Source organism: bacterium, assembly GCA_017744355.1.
Lineage (GTDB): Bacteria > Cyanobacteriota > Sericytochromatia > S15B-MN24 > UBA4093 > JAGIBK01.
Genome location: JAGIBK010000004.1, coordinates 233,133 through 247,400 on the forward strand (window position 1 = coordinate 233,133; position 14,268 = coordinate 247,400).

Genomic DNA, 14,268 nt, shown 5'->3' on the forward strand with positions numbered 1-14,268 from the left:
CTTACCCCGCGCTAGCTCCTCTGTCACAGAAGCGAAGGCCGGGAGCTGCACCCCGAGTGTCAGGATGAGAGCGGCAAGAAGCCTCACGGCGCCAGCGGCTCCTCGAGGATGTCCTTGATCCAGGGGTTCAGGTCCACCAGGCCGACCTTGGCGCCGACGGGCATCCGCACGGGCAGCTCGCTCGGCATGTAGGCCTCGGCCCGCACGCCCATCCCGTCCCAGATCTTGCCGGTCTTGCCCGTGACGAGGCGCGCACCCTCGTTGGCGCCGGTGCCGACCGACTCGAACCAGCCCGCCTTGGAGGTGATGCGCTGGCCGTACATGACAAAGCCAATGCCGAACTTGCCGGTGGGGTCCTTGGCGACGTAGGCCCGAGCGTAGCTGCCGAGCGGAACGGGCTCCTTGAGAGCCTTGCGCGGGGAAACGCTCTCGTAGCGCCAGGTGGGCGGGGCCGCGTTCACCGTGCGGGCACTACCCAGTACCTTCTTGGCATAGGTAGCGCGCTCGTTGCCGTTGGCCGCTTCCTTGAGGACGCTGACCCCCATGAGCTTGTCGTTGACGCCGCCGGCCATGGCGTTGATCGAGGCCTCGCGGGCGGCGAAGCGGCTCGCGATGAGCACGTTCTGGCGCTCGTAGATCCCGAAGCCGATAAAGGCGACGGCGAGCAGCATGAAGACGAGCAAGGGCAGCAGCAGCCCCGCCTCGACCATCGCTTGCCCCTTCTGGGGGCTAGTGCTCCGAGACAATGCCGCCTCCCGCATTCGAGCCGCCGAAGCTGCCGTTGTGCTTCTGCCCCGTCCTCACCAGGCGCGGCGAGTACCACCTCAGCCCGAAGGCCCCGATCTTGAGGGCCTGCCCCTTGGCCGCCGGGTCCTTCGAAATCTCCTCGCTGGAGACGTAGCCCGCCGAGGCCCAGGCGGCCACGTCCACCGCGGTCTCGCCGGTATTGACGCCGAAGAGCGACCAGTTGGAGCCCTGGTACTTGGGAACGACCTCGACGAAGCTCTTACCCGCGCCCTTCTGCTTGCCCAGGCCCTCGACGGGGTAGTTGACCGCGCCGATGAACTGCTGCTGGGTCGTGTTTTCGCGCAGGGCCTGCTGGTCGTCGAAGGCCCGGATGTTCTGGGCGTCGACCGCAGCCCCAGTGCTCAGGTGGTCGTTCATGCCCTGGATGTTGGCGACGTAGGCCATACGGGCCGCGTCGGCCACGATCTCGGGACCAGCCTGATCGATCCAGGCGTTGTAATCCACGAGCCCTTGCTGGAGCTTCTCGATCCGCTTGACGTAGGCCCTGGCGCGACTGAGGCGACGCTCGAACTCGGCTTGATTGTTGAGATTCCCCAGGGCATGCAGCAGCTCGACCCGCGCGCGCAGCCCCTGCTCGGTCATGGCGAGGTAAGCGAGCTCGCGGGTGTGGTGGACGCTGACCTTGACCGAGACGGCCGCGAGCGCCGCCGCATCAGCCCCGTTCTGGGCCTGGATCTTGGCCGTGGTGAGGCGCCCCATGTCGAAGAGCGCGAACAGCACCGTCACGAGCACCGCCAGGACCAGGGCGACGTAGATAAGCGCCTGACCGTCCTCTTCTTGGGCAATGCGGCGAATCGAGCACGGGCGGCGCATCACTTCCGGCCTCCGGTCACGCCGAAGACCTGGGAGTCGACGGCATCCAGGCCCACGAGGGTCTTGTCCGCAGCGTCGGCGAGCTGTCTGACGCCAAACAGGACAAGCTCCAGGCTGGCCTTCGTCGTCGGGTCGAGGAGGGACGACGCCTCCTGAAGCCCTCTCAGCGCATCGGGAGCGAGTCGCAGGCTCTCCTTCAGGTGGGCGGACTGCATGGTGAAATCCGTCTTGAGGGTCTCGTTGTCCGACGAGGCGTAGACCGCGGCCTTCGAGCGACCCGGCGTGTAGATCGCTCCGCCCGGATTGGGCCCCACCGACTGGAGGGGGCTAAAGGTGAAGACCCCCACCAGGCCCGCCACCTTGTCCCCGAGGCCGAATGGCGCAAGCTTGTCCTGAAGGGTCCTGGTGATCGGGGTGGTCAGGTTGCTGATGCCGTTGATCGGCCCCAAGTCCGCCTGGTACTCGACGATCTGATTGGTGGTCTCCTGGGCCGCGGATCGAGCCCCCTTGCCCCTCACGTACTCGCGGTTGATGGCGATCGTCCCGCCCATCTGGCCGACCTTGGGCGGATTGGCGCTACCGAGCAAGCGTGAGAAGGCGGCGACTCCGTCGTTCCACTCTCGATTGTCCTTGAAGGCGCTCAGCTTGAGCAGGCGCTCGTTCTCCTCAGCCTTGACCGAGAGCTTGCCGTCACTGCCATCGGTGATCGCCACGATCCAGGGCTGCTCAGACTCCTCGCCATAGGCGCGCAGTACCTCCTTGGCAGGAGACTCGAAAGAGGTGCCGTCACGGCCGCCGACCGTGGCCGCGCGGGCCGCCAGGAAGCTCGCCCCCGTCAGGGTGATCTGGCGCTGCAAGAAGATACCGAGCTGGATGGTACCGAAGGTGAGCACGAGCAGGATCGGCAGCACGATGGCGAACTCGACCAGGCTCTGGCCGGATTCGTCCCTGAGCGCGCGATCCCGAAGCTCCATGCCTTACCTCCCGAAGAACGTCGGCAGGTGCGGGTAGAACAGGGCGACCAGGGTGCCCGCCGCGATCGCGACCCCGTAAGGGAAGGGCGGCAGCGCGCTGGTCCCGAGCATGGCATCCGGCTTGGCCCCCGGGGTGAAGAGACTCAGCATGAAGAAGTAGATGTTGCGCAGGACCTTCTTCAGGGCCCCGTAGCGCAGGGCGAAGAGCAGCGAGATGACCCCTCCCGCGAGCGCCACGTCCACCAGCGCCGTCAGGATGAGGGGGTAGCCGATCCAGGCGCCGATGGCGACCATCAGCTTGAGATCACCCGCTCCCATCTTGGCGAAGAGGTACAGGAAGAGGAAGACCACCAGGGCGATGCCCGCCCCCGCGAGGCTCGACAACAACCCCGGCACCCCGCCCATGATCACGCTCAGGATGAGGCCCGCGAAGAAGGCGGGAAAGGTCAGCCAGTTATAGATCCGATGCCAGCGCCAGTCCGTATAGACGGCCACCAGCAACACCGGAATCAAGCCCCAGGTCCACACGAACGCGATCGCCCTTCATGCTCGAACGAAAAATCGTCTCAATGCCACTACTTGCTTGAATTACCATACCCTGGCCCCCAGATGGTATCACCCGTCCGCAAGAGCGCCTATACTAGACGGTGGCAACCACGCGACCCAAAGGAGACCCACGGTGAAACGCGCATTCGGTCGGACCCTGAGCCTGCTGCTTTCAGCTGCATCGCTCGCGCTGGCAGCATCGGGCGCCTGGGCCGCGAGCGAAGGGCAAGGCCTCGTCATCCTGGACAAGGAGGTTGGCGACGTCACCGGCGACGGGATGCCGGACACCGTGCTTCTCAAGGGCAAGAAAGCTGGAGAGCGTTTCCGGACGGACCTGACCGTCTTCGTCGAGGACGGTGCCAAGCGCACCATGTACCGTGCGAGCGTCGGCAAAATGAACGCCGGCTACGATCCCGAGCTCGACCTGGAGGACCTGGACGGCCGCACCGGCCAGGAGATCCTCGTCTCCTTCAACCCCTCGGGCACCAGCGCCGTCGAGATCTACAGCCTCTTCACCTTCGATCGCAAGCTCAAGCCCGTGATCCCCCAGGAAGCGCTGAACCGCCCCGTCGAGGTCAAGGTGACCTTCAAGCCCAACTTCCAGGTGGTGGTCGAGGCCAAGGGCCTCTCCAAGGTCTTCGACCGCTCCAAGGAGAAGCAAGAGTACATCTCGTCGGGCCTCTACTGGCCGGACGGCACCCTCAAGCGCCGGATGGACGTGGGCTACGGCGCCGACGGCATCACGGACCTAGACGTGGTCGGCCGCGATCGCATCAAGACCGTGCAATCCGTTTCGGGCGCCTCGCGCGCCGACAAGATCGCCATCCTCGAAGCGGAATGGCGCGTCGAGAACGGTCAGCGCAAGTTCCTCAAGGCGAGAATCCTGCCGCGCGAAGAGCATTAAAAAAAGGCCCTCGCGTCGTTGCGAGGGCCTTTGCGTTTGGATTTCGGTTTTTACTTGATGTTCTTGGACATCGCGTCGACGCTCTTGCCGAGCTTCTCGATCATGCCGTTGATCTTCTCACCGAGGACCTTGTAGGTGCCGGCGCAAACCAGGGCGACAACGGCGACGATCAGACCGTACTCGACCATCGACTGGCCTTCTTCTTCACGGATGAGCTTGGTGATCAGTTCCATTGTTCGTTCCTCCTCTGGCTGCGGGGCGGTAAACTCTTCACACCCTTCTTATCGCCCCACCGGATCCAAACTCGGTAAGATCCAACTCAAGCTTTGGTTAAGATAAGAATAAACCAACAGACACCTTGTATAAAAACTTCACTTGCTAAAATATATACTAAAGTATAAGACAGAGAATAGACTCCCTTCGTTCCGCCTGGAGAAAGGCTCCCGATGACCAGCAAGCTCCTTGCCACCTCTCTGACGGCCACGATCGCCGGTACCCTGCTGGTGGCCTCCCCCGTCCGCGCCGACGATGATGATGCCTTCGGCGCCCTCAGCGAGAAGGAGCAAGCGCGGATCGATCGCGGCGAGATCGTCGTCCAGGTCGAGAAGACAACAAACGCCCTCAAGCACTTCCGCGCCGTCGGCCAGATCAAGGCCCCCGCCTCCAAGGTCTACGCGGCCTTCACCGACTACGCGCGCTACCCCGAGATCTTCAAGCTCAAGGAGACCCAGATCCTCAGCCGCAAGGGGAACGTCCTGAACGTGCGCGCGGTCCTGGGGCTGCCCTGGCCCATCGGGGATCGGTGGGTCACCAATGCCACCACCCTCTCCCCCGAGACCCTCTCTTTCTCCTATCGCCGGGTCGAGGGTACCGTCCTCGAGTACGAAGGCACCATCGAAGTGGTTCCGAAAGGCCCCAAGCTCAGCCAGGTCTACTACGCGGCCAAGGGCGACCCCGGCATCCCGCTGCTGCCGACCTGGCTGCTCAACCGCTTCCAGGAGAGCCTCCTGCCCGACTCCATCCAGCGCGTGCGGGACTTCCTCGGCACCAACTAAAACGAGCGCCCCCGAGAATTCGGGGGCGCTCGTTTCTTATCTTCCTTGAACGGAAAAGCCGCAGGCGCTGGACGGAAAAGCCGTAGGCGTTAGCGGGCCCGCATCAAGCCCTTTGCATGATGGCCGTAGGCGAGGCCGAACGCGCCGCCCAAGAGCTTGATCGAGACGATCATCCCGACCGCGAGCGCCCCCGCCACGAGCGCGTACTCGATCATGCCCTGCCCGTGCTCGTCACGCAGTAGACGCGCGGCAATTCCCCGCATCTAGAGCCCAGAGAACACGATCGGCACGTTGATTTTCAGAATGGTGCCAAACTGGGCATCATCCAGGCCGGTAAGCACCACCTGGGCGGTGAGGGTGCCCGGCTTGTTCGAGGTACCGTAGTCAAGTACCTTCTGATTGACGATCGGTAGCACGGTCTTGCCGGTGCCCTGGGTGAAGGTGCGCTCCTTGGAGGCATCGGACGTGTAGGGCGTCAGGGAGGCAGGCGCCACCCGGAGGTTCAGGAACACGTCCTTGGCGTCCAGCTCCTTGATTGGGGTGCTCGACGAGTCGAAGTAGGTGATGGCCGCATGGGTGTAAGTTGCCCCGAGCGAGCCCTGCTCGCCGATCGCCGTCACGGTCGGATTGGTGAACGCGGGCGGGCTGCTGCCGTTGAACACCACCCCGACGGTGCCCGGCTCGACACTCTGCACCGAGATCTGGGCGGGCACGTTGGTGTACCAACCGCACCCCGCAAGGCCAAGGACCAGCGCCACCGCTCCAATTCGCTTCAACATAGTTTCCTGCTTCGGTTACATCTAGCGGGCCGAGCCGCTGCCGTGGAAGGCGCCGCGCATCATGCGCTGCAGCTCGTTGGGGTTCTCGGAGTAGGAGAGGGCGTCGTCCAGGGTGATCACGTCGTCCTGGTACAGGTTGAACAGGGCCATGTTCATGCTCTGCATGCCGTCCATGCCGCCCTGGTTGATGACGTGGTTGAGCTGGTCGAGCTCGTTCTTGTAGATGATGTCCTGCACGGTGGGCGTCGAGACGAGCACCTCGACCGCCGCGCGGCGGCCTCGGCCGTTGCTGCGCGGGATGAGGCGCTGCGAGATGGCGCCCCGCAGGATGGCGCCGAGCTGGTGGCGGATGCCCTCCTGCTCGTGCGGGGGGAAGGTGCTGATGACGCGCGAGACCGTGCCCACGCAGTCGGTGGTGTGCATGGTGCTCATGACCAGGTGGCCCGTCTCGGCCGCCTTGACGGCCGCGAGGATCGTCTCCTGGTCGCGCATCTCACCGATCAGGATCACGTCCGGGTCCTGACGCAGGGCGTACTTGATGGCGTTGGGGTAGGTCAGGGTGTCGGCGCCCAGCTCGCGCTGGGTGATGACCGACTTCTTGTTCTGGTAGACGAACTCGACCGGGTCCTCGATGGTCAGGATGTGGACGTCCTTGGTCGTGTTGATGAACTCGACCATGGCCGCGAGCGTCGTGGACTTGCCCGAGCCGGTGGGGCCGGTGACGAGCACCAGGCCCTGGCGCTCCAGGGCGAGCTTCTTGATGACCGGCGGCAGGTCCATGCCGTCGACGACCGGGGGCTTGAGCGGAATGACGCGGAAGGCCGCGCCGATGTTGCCCTGCTCGAAGTAGACGTTCACGCGGAAGCGCGCGAGCCCATCGATGGTCAAGCTAATGTCGATCTCGCGGTTCTGCTCGAACTGCTGGCGCTGCTCGGTGTTCATCAGGCTGTAGAGCGCCTGACGGGTGTCGGCCGGGGTGAGCACCTTGTACTCGGTCGGCACGATGCGGCCGTCGATGCGCAGCACCGGGCTGGACCCCACCTTGATGTGGATGTCCGAGGCGGTCTTCTGGACCGCGGTGCGCAGGAAGTCGATGATGTTCATAACGACAGGGGCTCCTCGCTACGACTGAGCGCCGACGGCGGCGGCAGGGATCTGGGCGAGGGGGAAGCCGACGCACTTGCTGAGGATCCGCTGGATGTCGAACAGGTTGCGAATCGCCTCGGGGTGCGTGGTCTCGCTCTGCCAGGTCTCGACGACCTGACCCTTGTCGTCCATGAAGTTGACGGCCATGGTGAGGTTGGTGGGCAGGAACTTGCCCGCCTGCACGTTCTTGATCTCGTCCATGGTGGGCGGATCGTACTTGAGGTTGATCTCGCCGATGGTGTGGATCTTCTTCTTGCGGTAGGCGTGCGACTTGGGGAAGAGGTTGATCAGGATGAAGTACGCCGAGGTGACGAGCACGACCTCGCAGGTGTAGTAGTTGCCGGCCGCCTCACCCGGCGCCCCGGCCGTCGCATCGAACTGGTAGTAGCAGCCGAGAATCCGGTCTGCGGGATTCACCGTGTCGAAGAGGATCTGCAAGAGCACCTGACCGATGCCCGGCACGGTTCCCGCCTTCTTCATCAGCTCTTGCAGGCGCGGATGGTTGAAGGCATTGTGAGGGGCGGCCGAGGCGGGTTGAGAGGAGACGGTTTCGGTGCTCAAGGGGCGAACCTCCGGAAACGCAAGGACGGACGCTCGTATTGTACCCGAGCGTCCGTCCTGATAATCCGCGAAGGCTAGACCTTGGCCGTTTCGCCGGCTCCGGTCGGGACCAGGCGATCGATCCCGCCCATGTAGGGGCGCAGGGCCTCGGGGATGATCACCGAGCCGTCCGCCTGCTGGTAGTTCTCGAGGATCGCCGCCACCGTGCGGCCGACCGCAACCCCCGACCCGTTGAGGGTGTGGGGGAACTGGACCTGCTTGTCCCGGCGGAAGCGCAGGCCGCCGCGGCGGGCCTGGAAGTCGCCGCAGTTCGAGCAGCTCGAGATCTCGCGGTACTTGTCCTGGGCGGGCATCCAGACTTCCAGGTCGTAGGTCTTGATGGCGTTGGCGCCCATGTCGCCGGCGCAGAGCAGGATCTTGCGGTAGGGCAGCCCCAGGCGCTGGAGGACGGCCTCAGCGTTGGCCGTCATCTTCTCGTGCTCGTCGGCCGAGGTCTCGGGGGCGACCACCTTGACCAGCTCGACCTTGTCGAACTGGTGGACGCGGATCAGGCCCTTGGTGTCGCGGCCCGCCGCCCCCGCCTCAGAGCGGAAGCAGGGGGTGCCCGCGGTCATGTGCAGGGGCAGGACTGCCTCGTCGAGGATCTCGTCGCGGTAGAGGTTGGTGAGCGGGATCTCGGCCGTCGGGATCAGGTAGAGCTTGGTGTCTTCGAGCTTGAAGAGCTGGTCGGCGAACTTGGGCAGGTTGCCGTTCGCGAGCATCGTCTCCTCGTTGGCGACGTAGGGGGGCTGGATCTCGGTGTAGCCGTGCTCGAGGGTGTGCAGGTCGAGCATGAAGTTGATGAGCGCTCGCTCCAGGCGCGCGCCGTGGCCCTTCATCAGGGTGAAGCGGGTGCCGGCGAGCTTGACCGCGCGCTCGAAGTCGATGACCCCCAGGGCCTCGCCCAGCTCCCAGTGAGGCTTGGCTTCGAAGTCGAAGGCACGAGGGGTGGCCCAGCGCGTGATCTCGACGTTGTCGTCCTCGCTCAGGCCATCGGGCACCGAGGCATCGGGCAGGTTGGGGATCTGGTACATGAGATCCTGGCGCTCGGCCTCCACCTCGTTCTGGCGGGCTTCGAGCTCCTTGATGCGATCGCCGTTGGCCTTGACCGAGGCGATGACCTCGGAGGCGTCCTGCTTGGCCTTCTTGAGGGCGGCGACCTGCTCGCTGGCCTGGTTGCGGATGGAGCGCAGCTCGTCCAGCTTGGCCTGGTTCTCGCGGAACTCGGTATCGAGGCGGACCAGGGCGTCGAAATCGAACACGAAGCCGCGGCGCGCGAGGCCACGCTTGACCAGATCGGGTTCCTGCCGGATGAGCTTGATGTCTAGCACGGGGAGGCTCCTTACGTTATCGCTGCCGAATGATCCAGTATAACGCGCGTTAAAGGCACAAGCCAAGCCGACGCCGAAGCGATTCGCCCAGTCCGTACATTGACACCTCTTGCTCGGAAGGCTACAACGGAGCCCAACGAAGGAGGATGCGCATGTTCTGGAAGCAATGGGCAAGCGGCGCATTCCGCGAGATCGGCTGGCTGATCGTGCGGGTGGCGTTCGGGCTCCTGCTGATGACCCACGGTTACGCCAAGCTGTTCGGCGTCACGCAGAGCGGCGGGAAGGTGATCGAGGGCTTCGCCAAGAGCATGGTCGAGCCGCTCGGCTTCCCCGCACCGCTCTTCTTCTCCTACCTCGCGGCCCTTTCCGAGTTCGTGGGGGGCCTCTTCATCGCGCTCGGGCTCTTCACCCCGCTTGCCGCCGTCGCTGCCGCAGGCACCATGCTGGTCGCCATCCTGCACCACATGGGCCAGGGCGATCCGCTCAAGGTCTTCGAGCTGGCCCTCATCTACCTTGCAATCGCCATCGGGGCCATGCTCATCGGCGGCGGGCGCTACTCGCTCGATCGCATCCTGCGCACCCCGTTCCGGCCCGCCGAGCCGCAGGCTCCTCCCACGCCCTAGTCCCCCTCGCTCTGTACCAGGAGACGTTGAATGCTTCACGCCACCGTTAGAACCCTCGCCGTCGCAGCCCTGACCCTCGGGGTCGCCGCCTGCGGCCAGCAGAACGTCAAGCAAGCGCACGACCACGACGAGGCCACCGCGATCGCCGAGCCCCTGCCGAGCCTCAGCATCACGAGCCCCAAGGAGGGTGAAGTGCTGCCGAGCGGTGACGTAACTGTCACCTTCGACCTCAAGAACTACCAGGTCTCCCCCAGCGCCCAGCACGTCCACCTGATCCTGGACAACGAGCCCTACCAGCCCATCTACGACGTCTCCAAGCCCGTCGTCCTCAAGAACGTGGCCCCCGGCAGCCACACCCTGCGCGCCTTCCCCAGCCGCGCCTGGCACGAGAGCATCAAGAACCCCGAGGCCTTCGCCTTCGTCAACTTCGCGGTCAAGAAGGCCGACAACGCCCGCAAGATCGATCCCAATGCTCCTCTCTTGACCTTCAGCCGTCCCAAGGGCACCTACGAGGGCGCCGCCGCGGATCGCATCCTGATGGACTTCTGGCTGCGCAACGCGGAGCTCTCGCCCACCGGCTACAAGGTCCGCTACACCCTCGACGGCAAGAGCACCGTCCTGACCGAGTGGCTGCCCGTCTACTTCGAGAACCTCCCGAGCGGCACCCACACCCTCAAGCTGGAGCTGCTGGATCCCGCGGGCAAGGTGGTCCCCGGCGCCTACAACAGCACCACCCGCGAGTTCACGGTCAAGCGCTGATCTCCGCAACCGGATTAAGGCTGCGCTAAAACCCGCTGTAAACGCGCAAGAAAAGGCTCACTTTCCGGGAAAGAGAAAAGAAGTCGAGTGCTTCTTTAAAAGGGCCCCGTGATGCAAGGACCGATTCGCAGCCAATTCGCCTCGAACCCGATGCCGCTCAAGGCATCGGGTTCGAGCGCTTCTCCACCCGTTCCTGAGACGCCCAAGCAAGGCGACGCACGCGGCCCGGCGATGCAAGGGGATGCGCTCTCCCTCTCGGCGGACGCCAAGACTCAGAGCGCCTGCGCCCACGATCGCGGCGGCTGCATGTGCTCGGCGCTCCAGGCCGCGCAAGCAGCCCAAGGCGAGGACGCCCCCATCAAGACCACCATCACCGTCACCGTGATGGAGCCCATGAAGCCCATCCCGCCCGATCTGCACCAGCAGACGGTGAAGGAAGCCCTTTCGAGCAAGAAACCCGTCAGCTTCACCAACTCACTCGGTCAGAGCGAGACCGTCCAGATCACGCCCGAAGGCACCCGCGGCAAGCAAGCGACCTTCGACGTTCGGGTCGGCAAGGACCGCTTCGAACTCCAGATGCCCCAGGGCGAGGACCCCACGGTCAACTTGGCGCTGGCCGTCAACTACTTCTCCATGAACCTGCCCGAGATCCGCGACGAGCTGGACGTGCTCAAGATCAGCCCCGACAAGAACCCGACGGATGCGGAGTTCGCCAAGACCTACAACATGCCGAACTTCAGCTCGGCAGCGACTGCCGGCGGCGGGACCATCACCTTCTGGCACAACGGCAAGTACCTGGACCAGAAGACCTTCGACCACGAGATGGCCCACCTGATGAGCCCCAAGGCATCGAGCAAGCGCCTCATGATGCCCGACGGCTACGAGGCGGCGATCGCCAAGGATTCCAAGACGCCGACCGTGTACTCCAAGGCGGCGCCGATCGAGGACTTCGCGGACTCCTGGGCGCTCTACCTCAAGGCCCGCCAGACCTCGCCCGAAGCGCTCGCCAAGTTCCAGGCAGACTTCCCCAACCGCGCGGCGGCGATGGAGCAGTTCTGGAACCGGTTCGCCCCGAGCACCGACAAGGGTCAGGCGAACCCGGCCACGCGCAACCAGACCCCCTCGGTGGACCTCAAGACCCTGGAGGTCAAGCAGGAGTACCGCAAGATTCGCGAGGAGGTCCTCCCCGGCCTCCAGGAACTCCCGAGTCCAGACAAGCTCATCCCGGCGAAGCCGCCCACCCAGAAGGCGCCCGAAAAGAAAGCTCCGGAACCAAAGCCCCCCGAGAAGAAGACATCCGAGCAGAAGAGCAAGCCCCCGATCGCTCAGGAGCCGCTCGACGCCGACATGCTCTTCGTCAACGAGCCGATGCCCGAGCACTTCATGGACGACCTGCGGCGTAACCCCGAACTCCCCTCGGACGATTTACGGCGTAAGATGGAGGTGGTCGCCCCGGACACCCACATCGCAAGCGCGTCCCAGCCGGACGCCGCCGAGGAAGCCCGGGCCGAGCTCGAGACCCGCATCACCTAGCCTGGAAGCGTCATGAACCACGAAATCGAATACGTCGACGGCAACACCGGGGCCGTCGTGGCCCGCAAGCCGGCCTTCACCGTCCCGCTCGAATCGCGCGCCATCTACCTGCGCGGCGATCAGATGGTCGATCATCCCGACGACGCGGACCGGAGCGTGCCGATCGTACGCGTCGTCAAGCTCGCCGTGAACGCGGCGGGCGAGCCCGTCGAGATGGAGCGCGCGAGCCAGGTGCTGGTGCGCGAGTACGACGCCGAGGGGCAGATGCGGCGCGAGACCGTCATGGTGCGCCGCGTGGGCGGCAGCTAGAGGTCCCGCCCCGTCTCGAAGTAAGCGGTGACCCTCGGCTGGAGCGGCAGCACCAGGCGCTTCAGCACCTTCTGCATCTCGAGGTTCTCTTCGAGCACCTGCAAGACACCGTGCGAGGCCCCCGAGTTCAGGGCCCCGCGGGACGTCGCCGCGGCCAGGGCGATGCCGAGCCCCTTGCCGCGATAAGGCGGCCGGATGAAGAGGGCGCGGTAGTAGAGCGTGCCCGGGATCTCCTGATCCACCAGGGACCACCCGATGAGCTCATCACCCTCGAACAAGGCGTAGCTGCAGGCACTCACGATGGGCTGCGCCTTGCGGCTGGGCCTAAAGTAATCCGGGTTGTCCGTCTCATGATCCAGGGCGCGCTCCGCCTCGTCCCAGACGGCTGGCGGCACCTGATCCCAAGGGAGCAGACGGTACCGGGAGGGCGCACGCCAGCGCGCAAGCCAGCGCGCTTCCTGTAGGGGCTGCAGCGCAAAGCGGTAGTACCGGGTGATGAGGGATGGCGCCTCCCACCCCGCACGCGAGAGGAGGCGGCGCAGGGCGGTCATATCGCCGACCTCGTGGAACCTCGTTGCCAAGCGCCGGATGCCCTGTGCTCGGCAGGCCGCCTCGAGTGCTTCGAACAAGGCCGCCCCAACCCCAGCCCGCCGGTGCGCCTCCTTTACGAAGACCGAGCAAAGGGTTGCCTCCTGACCGTCTTCTTCGATGCCCGCGACGACGAGCCCCACGGGCTCGTCCCCGAGCCGCGCCCCGAAGGCGATCAAGCGTTGCGCGATCGGGTGGTGCTCGTCGAGCAACCACGGGCGGTACTGGCGGTAGGTAAAGGGGGCATACGATGGGGCCGTTGCGGGGGAAAGCTGAGCGATCGCAAGCAAAAGGGAAAACCTCACACGCGCCGGGCGACCGAGACGTCGATGTCTCGGTCGCCCGGCAAGATGGCTTTGAGGGTTACTTCTTCTTTTTCTTCGGCGGCGCGTCGTAGATGATCATGGCCGCGAAGGAGGTCCCACCCGTCACCAGCTCGAGCTCGGACTCGTCCAGCTCGTCGGCGTCGGCCTTGAGGGGCGGCAGAACGATCGTCATGTCGGCGCCCTGCGCCTCCAGGACGTTGATCGTGAAGCCCTCGGGCACCTCGGCGCCCGTCAGCTCCTTGACGGCAAGGGCCGGGTCCTTCAGGGCGAGGGCGCGAAACTCCGTGTCACGGGCGGCGCGCTGCTTGAACTGCTCAATGGCCTGCTGCAGCGATTCGGTATTCCAGTTCGACATGGATGACTCCTGAAAGGGGATACCGGGCGCCTGCAGCCTCAGGCACCCGATAAGGGACGCCGCCGTTATTTTTTCTTCTTCGGTGTATCGTAGGTGCCGCCCTCGCCGTGGATGATGAAAGCCCGGAAAGAGATCCCACCCGTCACCAGCTCGAGCTCGGACTCATCCAGCTCGTCGGCATCGGCCTTGAGGGGCGGTAGAACGATCGTCATGTCGGCGCCCTGCGCCTCCAGGACGTTGATCGTGAAGCCTTCGGGCACCTCGGCGCCCGTCAGCTCCTTGACGGCAAGGGCCGGGTCCTTAAGAGCGAGGGCGCGAAACTCGGTGTCACGGGCGGCGCGCTGCTTGAACTGCTCAATGGCCTGCTGCAGCGATTCGGTATTCCAGTTCGACATTGAGGCCTCCTGAAAGGGGATGCCGGGCGCCTGAAGCCTCAGGCACCCGGCAAGGAAACGGCGCCGTGACTATTTCTTCTTCTTAGGCGGCGCGTCGTTCGGACCGTAGAGGATGAAGGCCGAGAACGAGGTCCCGCCCGTCACCAGCTCGAGCTCGGACTCGTCCAGCTCGTCGGCGTCGGCCTTGAGAGGCGGCAGGACGATCGTCATGTCGGCGCCCTGCGACTCCAGGACGTTGATCGTGAAGCCCTCGGGCACCTCGGCGCCCGTCAGCTCCTTGACGGCGAGACCCGGGTCCTTCAGGGCGAGGGCGCGGAACTCGGTGTCACGGGCGGCGCGCTGCTTGAACAGCTCGATGGCCTGCGTCAGCGATTCGGTACTCCAGTTCGACATTGATAACTCCTATCGAGGATGCAACAACTGAT

The 14,268-nt window shown here is 64.9% G+C and carries 20 protein-coding genes; 6 read left to right on the forward strand and 14 right to left on the reverse strand.

Translation table 11 applies throughout. The features are described 5' to 3' along the window. Nucleotides 1–83 precede the first annotated feature (83 nt). From J7643_12005 to J7643_12020, 4 genes are read right to left on the reverse strand one after another with little or no spacing between them, the layout of a single operon-like run. A complete protein-coding gene (locus J7643_12005; GenBank protein MBO9541304.1) occupies nt 84–746 on the reverse strand; it encodes a pilus assembly protein in 663 nt (220 codons plus the stop codon). Next, nucleotides 730–1,620, reverse strand: coding sequence for a pilus assembly protein (locus J7643_12010; GenBank protein ID MBO9541305.1), 891 nt, complete (start codon nt 1,618–1,620; stop codon nt 730–732). Before J7643_12010 ends, J7643_12005 begins: the two co-directional genes overlap by 17 nt. Next, nucleotides 1,620–2,594, reverse strand: a complete 975-nt coding sequence (locus J7643_12015; GenBank protein MBO9541306.1) for a pilus assembly protein — start codon at nt 2,592–2,594, stop codon at nt 1,620–1,622. Before J7643_12015 ends, J7643_12010 begins: the two co-directional genes overlap by 1 nt. 3 nt (nt 2,595–2,597) lie before the next feature. Then, nucleotides 2,598–3,122 (reverse strand): prepilin peptidase, encoded by a 525-nt coding sequence (locus J7643_12020; GenBank protein ID MBO9541307.1) that lies wholly within the window; start codon nt 3,120–3,122, stop codon nt 2,598–2,600. Nucleotides 3,123–3,273: 151 nt separating this feature from the next. Here J7643_12020 and J7643_12025 point away from each other — a divergent pair, with 151 nt between their 5' ends. Beyond that, nucleotides 3,274–4,044, forward strand: coding sequence for a hypothetical protein (locus tag J7643_12025; GenBank protein MBO9541308.1), 771 nt, complete (start codon nt 3,274–3,276; stop codon nt 4,042–4,044). A gap of 50 nt (nt 4,045–4,094) precedes the next feature. On the opposite strand, the gene J7643_12030 is transcribed toward J7643_12025, so the two are convergent. Next, entirely contained in the window at nt 4,095–4,277 is a 183-nt protein-coding gene (locus J7643_12030; GenBank protein ID MBO9541309.1) for a Flp family type IVb pilin, read from the reverse strand. 213 nt (nt 4,278–4,490) lie between these two features. Between J7643_12030 and J7643_12035 the strand changes: the two genes are divergently transcribed. Continuing rightward, a complete protein-coding gene (locus tag J7643_12035; protein MBO9541310.1) occupies nt 4,491–5,099 on the forward strand; it encodes an SRPBCC family protein in 609 nt (202 codons plus the stop codon). Nucleotides 5,100–5,188: 89 nt separating this feature from the next. Here J7643_12035 and J7643_12040 read toward each other — a convergent pair whose 3' ends face one another. The 5 genes from J7643_12040 to serS form a co-directional block, all read right to left on the reverse strand. After that, on the reverse strand, nt 5,189–5,362 hold the full coding sequence (locus J7643_12040; protein MBO9541311.1) for a Flp family type IVb pilin: 174 nt from the start codon (nt 5,360–5,362) through the stop codon (nt 5,189–5,191). Next, the gene (locus J7643_12045) at nt 5,363–5,875 is read right to left on the reverse strand and encodes a hypothetical protein (protein MBO9541312.1); all 513 of its coding nucleotides are present in this window, start codon (nt 5,873–5,875) and stop codon (nt 5,363–5,365) included. A gap of 24 nt (nt 5,876–5,899) precedes the next feature. After that, nucleotides 5,900–6,982, reverse strand: coding sequence for a type IV pilus twitching motility protein PilT (locus J7643_12050; GenBank protein MBO9541313.1), 1,083 nt, complete (start codon nt 6,980–6,982; stop codon nt 5,900–5,902). An 18-nt stretch (nt 6,983–7,000) separates the two neighbouring features. Next, on the reverse strand, nt 7,001–7,585 hold the full coding sequence (locus J7643_12055; GenBank protein ID MBO9541314.1) for a hypothetical protein: 585 nt from the start codon (nt 7,583–7,585) through the stop codon (nt 7,001–7,003). A gap of 74 nt (nt 7,586–7,659) precedes the next feature. Continuing rightward, nucleotides 7,660–8,955, reverse strand: coding sequence for a serine--tRNA ligase (gene serS, locus J7643_12060; protein ID MBO9541315.1), 1,296 nt, complete (start codon nt 8,953–8,955; stop codon nt 7,660–7,662). Nucleotides 8,956–9,107: 152 nt separating this feature from the next. Between serS and J7643_12065 the strand changes: the two genes are divergently transcribed. From J7643_12065 to J7643_12080, 4 genes are all read left to right on the forward strand, one after another. Next, the gene (locus J7643_12065; GenBank protein ID MBO9541316.1) at nt 9,108–9,578 is read left to right on the forward strand and encodes a DoxX family protein; all 471 of its coding nucleotides are present in this window, start codon (nt 9,108–9,110) and stop codon (nt 9,576–9,578) included. 30 nt (nt 9,579–9,608) lie between these two features. Further along, nucleotides 9,609–10,337 carry a hypothetical protein gene (locus tag J7643_12070; protein ID MBO9541317.1) on the forward strand — a complete coding sequence of 243 codons (729 nt, stop codon included), beginning with the start codon at nt 9,609–9,611 and terminating at the stop codon, nt 10,335–10,337. 111 nt (nt 10,338–10,448) lie between these two features. Next, entirely contained in the window at nt 10,449–11,870 is a 1,422-nt protein-coding gene (locus J7643_12075; protein ID MBO9541318.1) for a hypothetical protein, read from the forward strand. A 12-nt stretch (nt 11,871–11,882) separates the two neighbouring features. After that, the gene (locus tag J7643_12080; protein ID MBO9541319.1) at nt 11,883–12,179 is read left to right on the forward strand and encodes a hypothetical protein; all 297 of its coding nucleotides are present in this window, start codon (nt 11,883–11,885) and stop codon (nt 12,177–12,179) included. On the opposite strand, the gene J7643_12085 is transcribed toward J7643_12080, so the two are convergent. The 4 genes from J7643_12085 to J7643_12100 form a co-directional block, all read right to left on the reverse strand. Further along, the gene (locus J7643_12085) at nt 12,176–13,057 is read right to left on the reverse strand and encodes a GNAT family N-acetyltransferase (GenBank protein MBO9541320.1); all 882 of its coding nucleotides are present in this window, start codon (nt 13,055–13,057) and stop codon (nt 12,176–12,178) included. The genes J7643_12080 and J7643_12085 overlap by 4 nt on opposite strands. A 73-nt stretch (nt 13,058–13,130) precedes the next feature. Next, the gene (locus J7643_12090; GenBank protein ID MBO9541321.1) at nt 13,131–13,448 is read right to left on the reverse strand and encodes a hypothetical protein; all 318 of its coding nucleotides are present in this window, start codon (nt 13,446–13,448) and stop codon (nt 13,131–13,133) included. Nucleotides 13,449–13,513: 65 nt separating this feature from the next. After that, complete coding sequence (locus J7643_12095) at nt 13,514–13,843, reverse strand: hypothetical protein (protein MBO9541322.1); 330 nt, start codon at nt 13,841–13,843, stop codon at nt 13,514–13,516. A 69-nt stretch (nt 13,844–13,912) separates the two neighbouring features. After that, nucleotides 13,913–14,236, reverse strand: a complete 324-nt coding sequence (locus J7643_12100; GenBank protein ID MBO9541323.1) for an NHLP leader peptide family natural product precursor — start codon at nt 14,234–14,236, stop codon at nt 13,913–13,915. Nucleotides 14,237–14,268 lie beyond the last annotated feature (32 nt).

Bases quoted from the DNA above. Each gene is read 5' to 3' on its own strand.
- J7643_12035 (MBO9541310.1), top strand. From the start codon at position 4,491: ATGACCAGCAAGCTCCTTGCCACCTCTCTGACGGCCACGATCGCCGGT.
- J7643_12080 (MBO9541319.1), top strand. From the start codon at position 11,883: ATGAACCACGAAATCGAATACGTCGACGGCAACACCGGGGCCGTCGTG.
- J7643_12070 (MBO9541317.1), top strand. From the start codon at position 9,609: ATGCTTCACGCCACCGTTAGAACCCTCGCCGTCGCAGCCCTGACCCTC.
- J7643_12065 (MBO9541316.1), top strand. From the start codon at position 9,108: ATGTTCTGGAAGCAATGGGCAAGCGGCGCATTCCGCGAGATCGGCTGG.
- J7643_12090 (MBO9541321.1), bottom strand. From the start codon at position 13,448: ATGTCGAACTGGAATACCGAATCGCTGCAGCAGGCCATTGAGCAGTTC.
- J7643_12030 (MBO9541309.1), bottom strand. From the start codon at position 4,277: ATGGAACTGATCACCAAGCTCATCCGTGAAGAAGAAGGCCAGTCGATG.
- J7643_12015 (MBO9541306.1), bottom strand. From the start codon at position 2,594: ATGGAGCTTCGGGATCGCGCGCTCAGGGACGAATCCGGCCAGAGCCTG.
- J7643_12050 (MBO9541313.1), bottom strand. From the start codon at position 6,982: ATGAACATCATCGACTTCCTGCGCACCGCGGTCCAGAAGACCGCCTCG.
- J7643_12040 (MBO9541311.1), bottom strand. From the start codon at position 5,362: ATGCGGGGAATTGCCGCGCGTCTACTGCGTGACGAGCACGGGCAGGGC.
- J7643_12100 (MBO9541323.1), bottom strand. From the start codon at position 14,236: ATGTCGAACTGGAGTACCGAATCGCTGACGCAGGCCATCGAGCTGTTC.
- J7643_12095 (MBO9541322.1), bottom strand. From the start codon at position 13,843: ATGTCGAACTGGAATACCGAATCGCTGCAGCAGGCCATTGAGCAGTTC.
- J7643_12075 (MBO9541318.1), top strand. From the start codon at position 10,449: ATGCAAGGACCGATTCGCAGCCAATTCGCCTCGAACCCGATGCCGCTC.
- J7643_12010 (MBO9541305.1), bottom strand. From the start codon at position 1,620: ATGCGCCGCCCGTGCTCGATTCGCCGCATTGCCCAAGAAGAGGACGGT.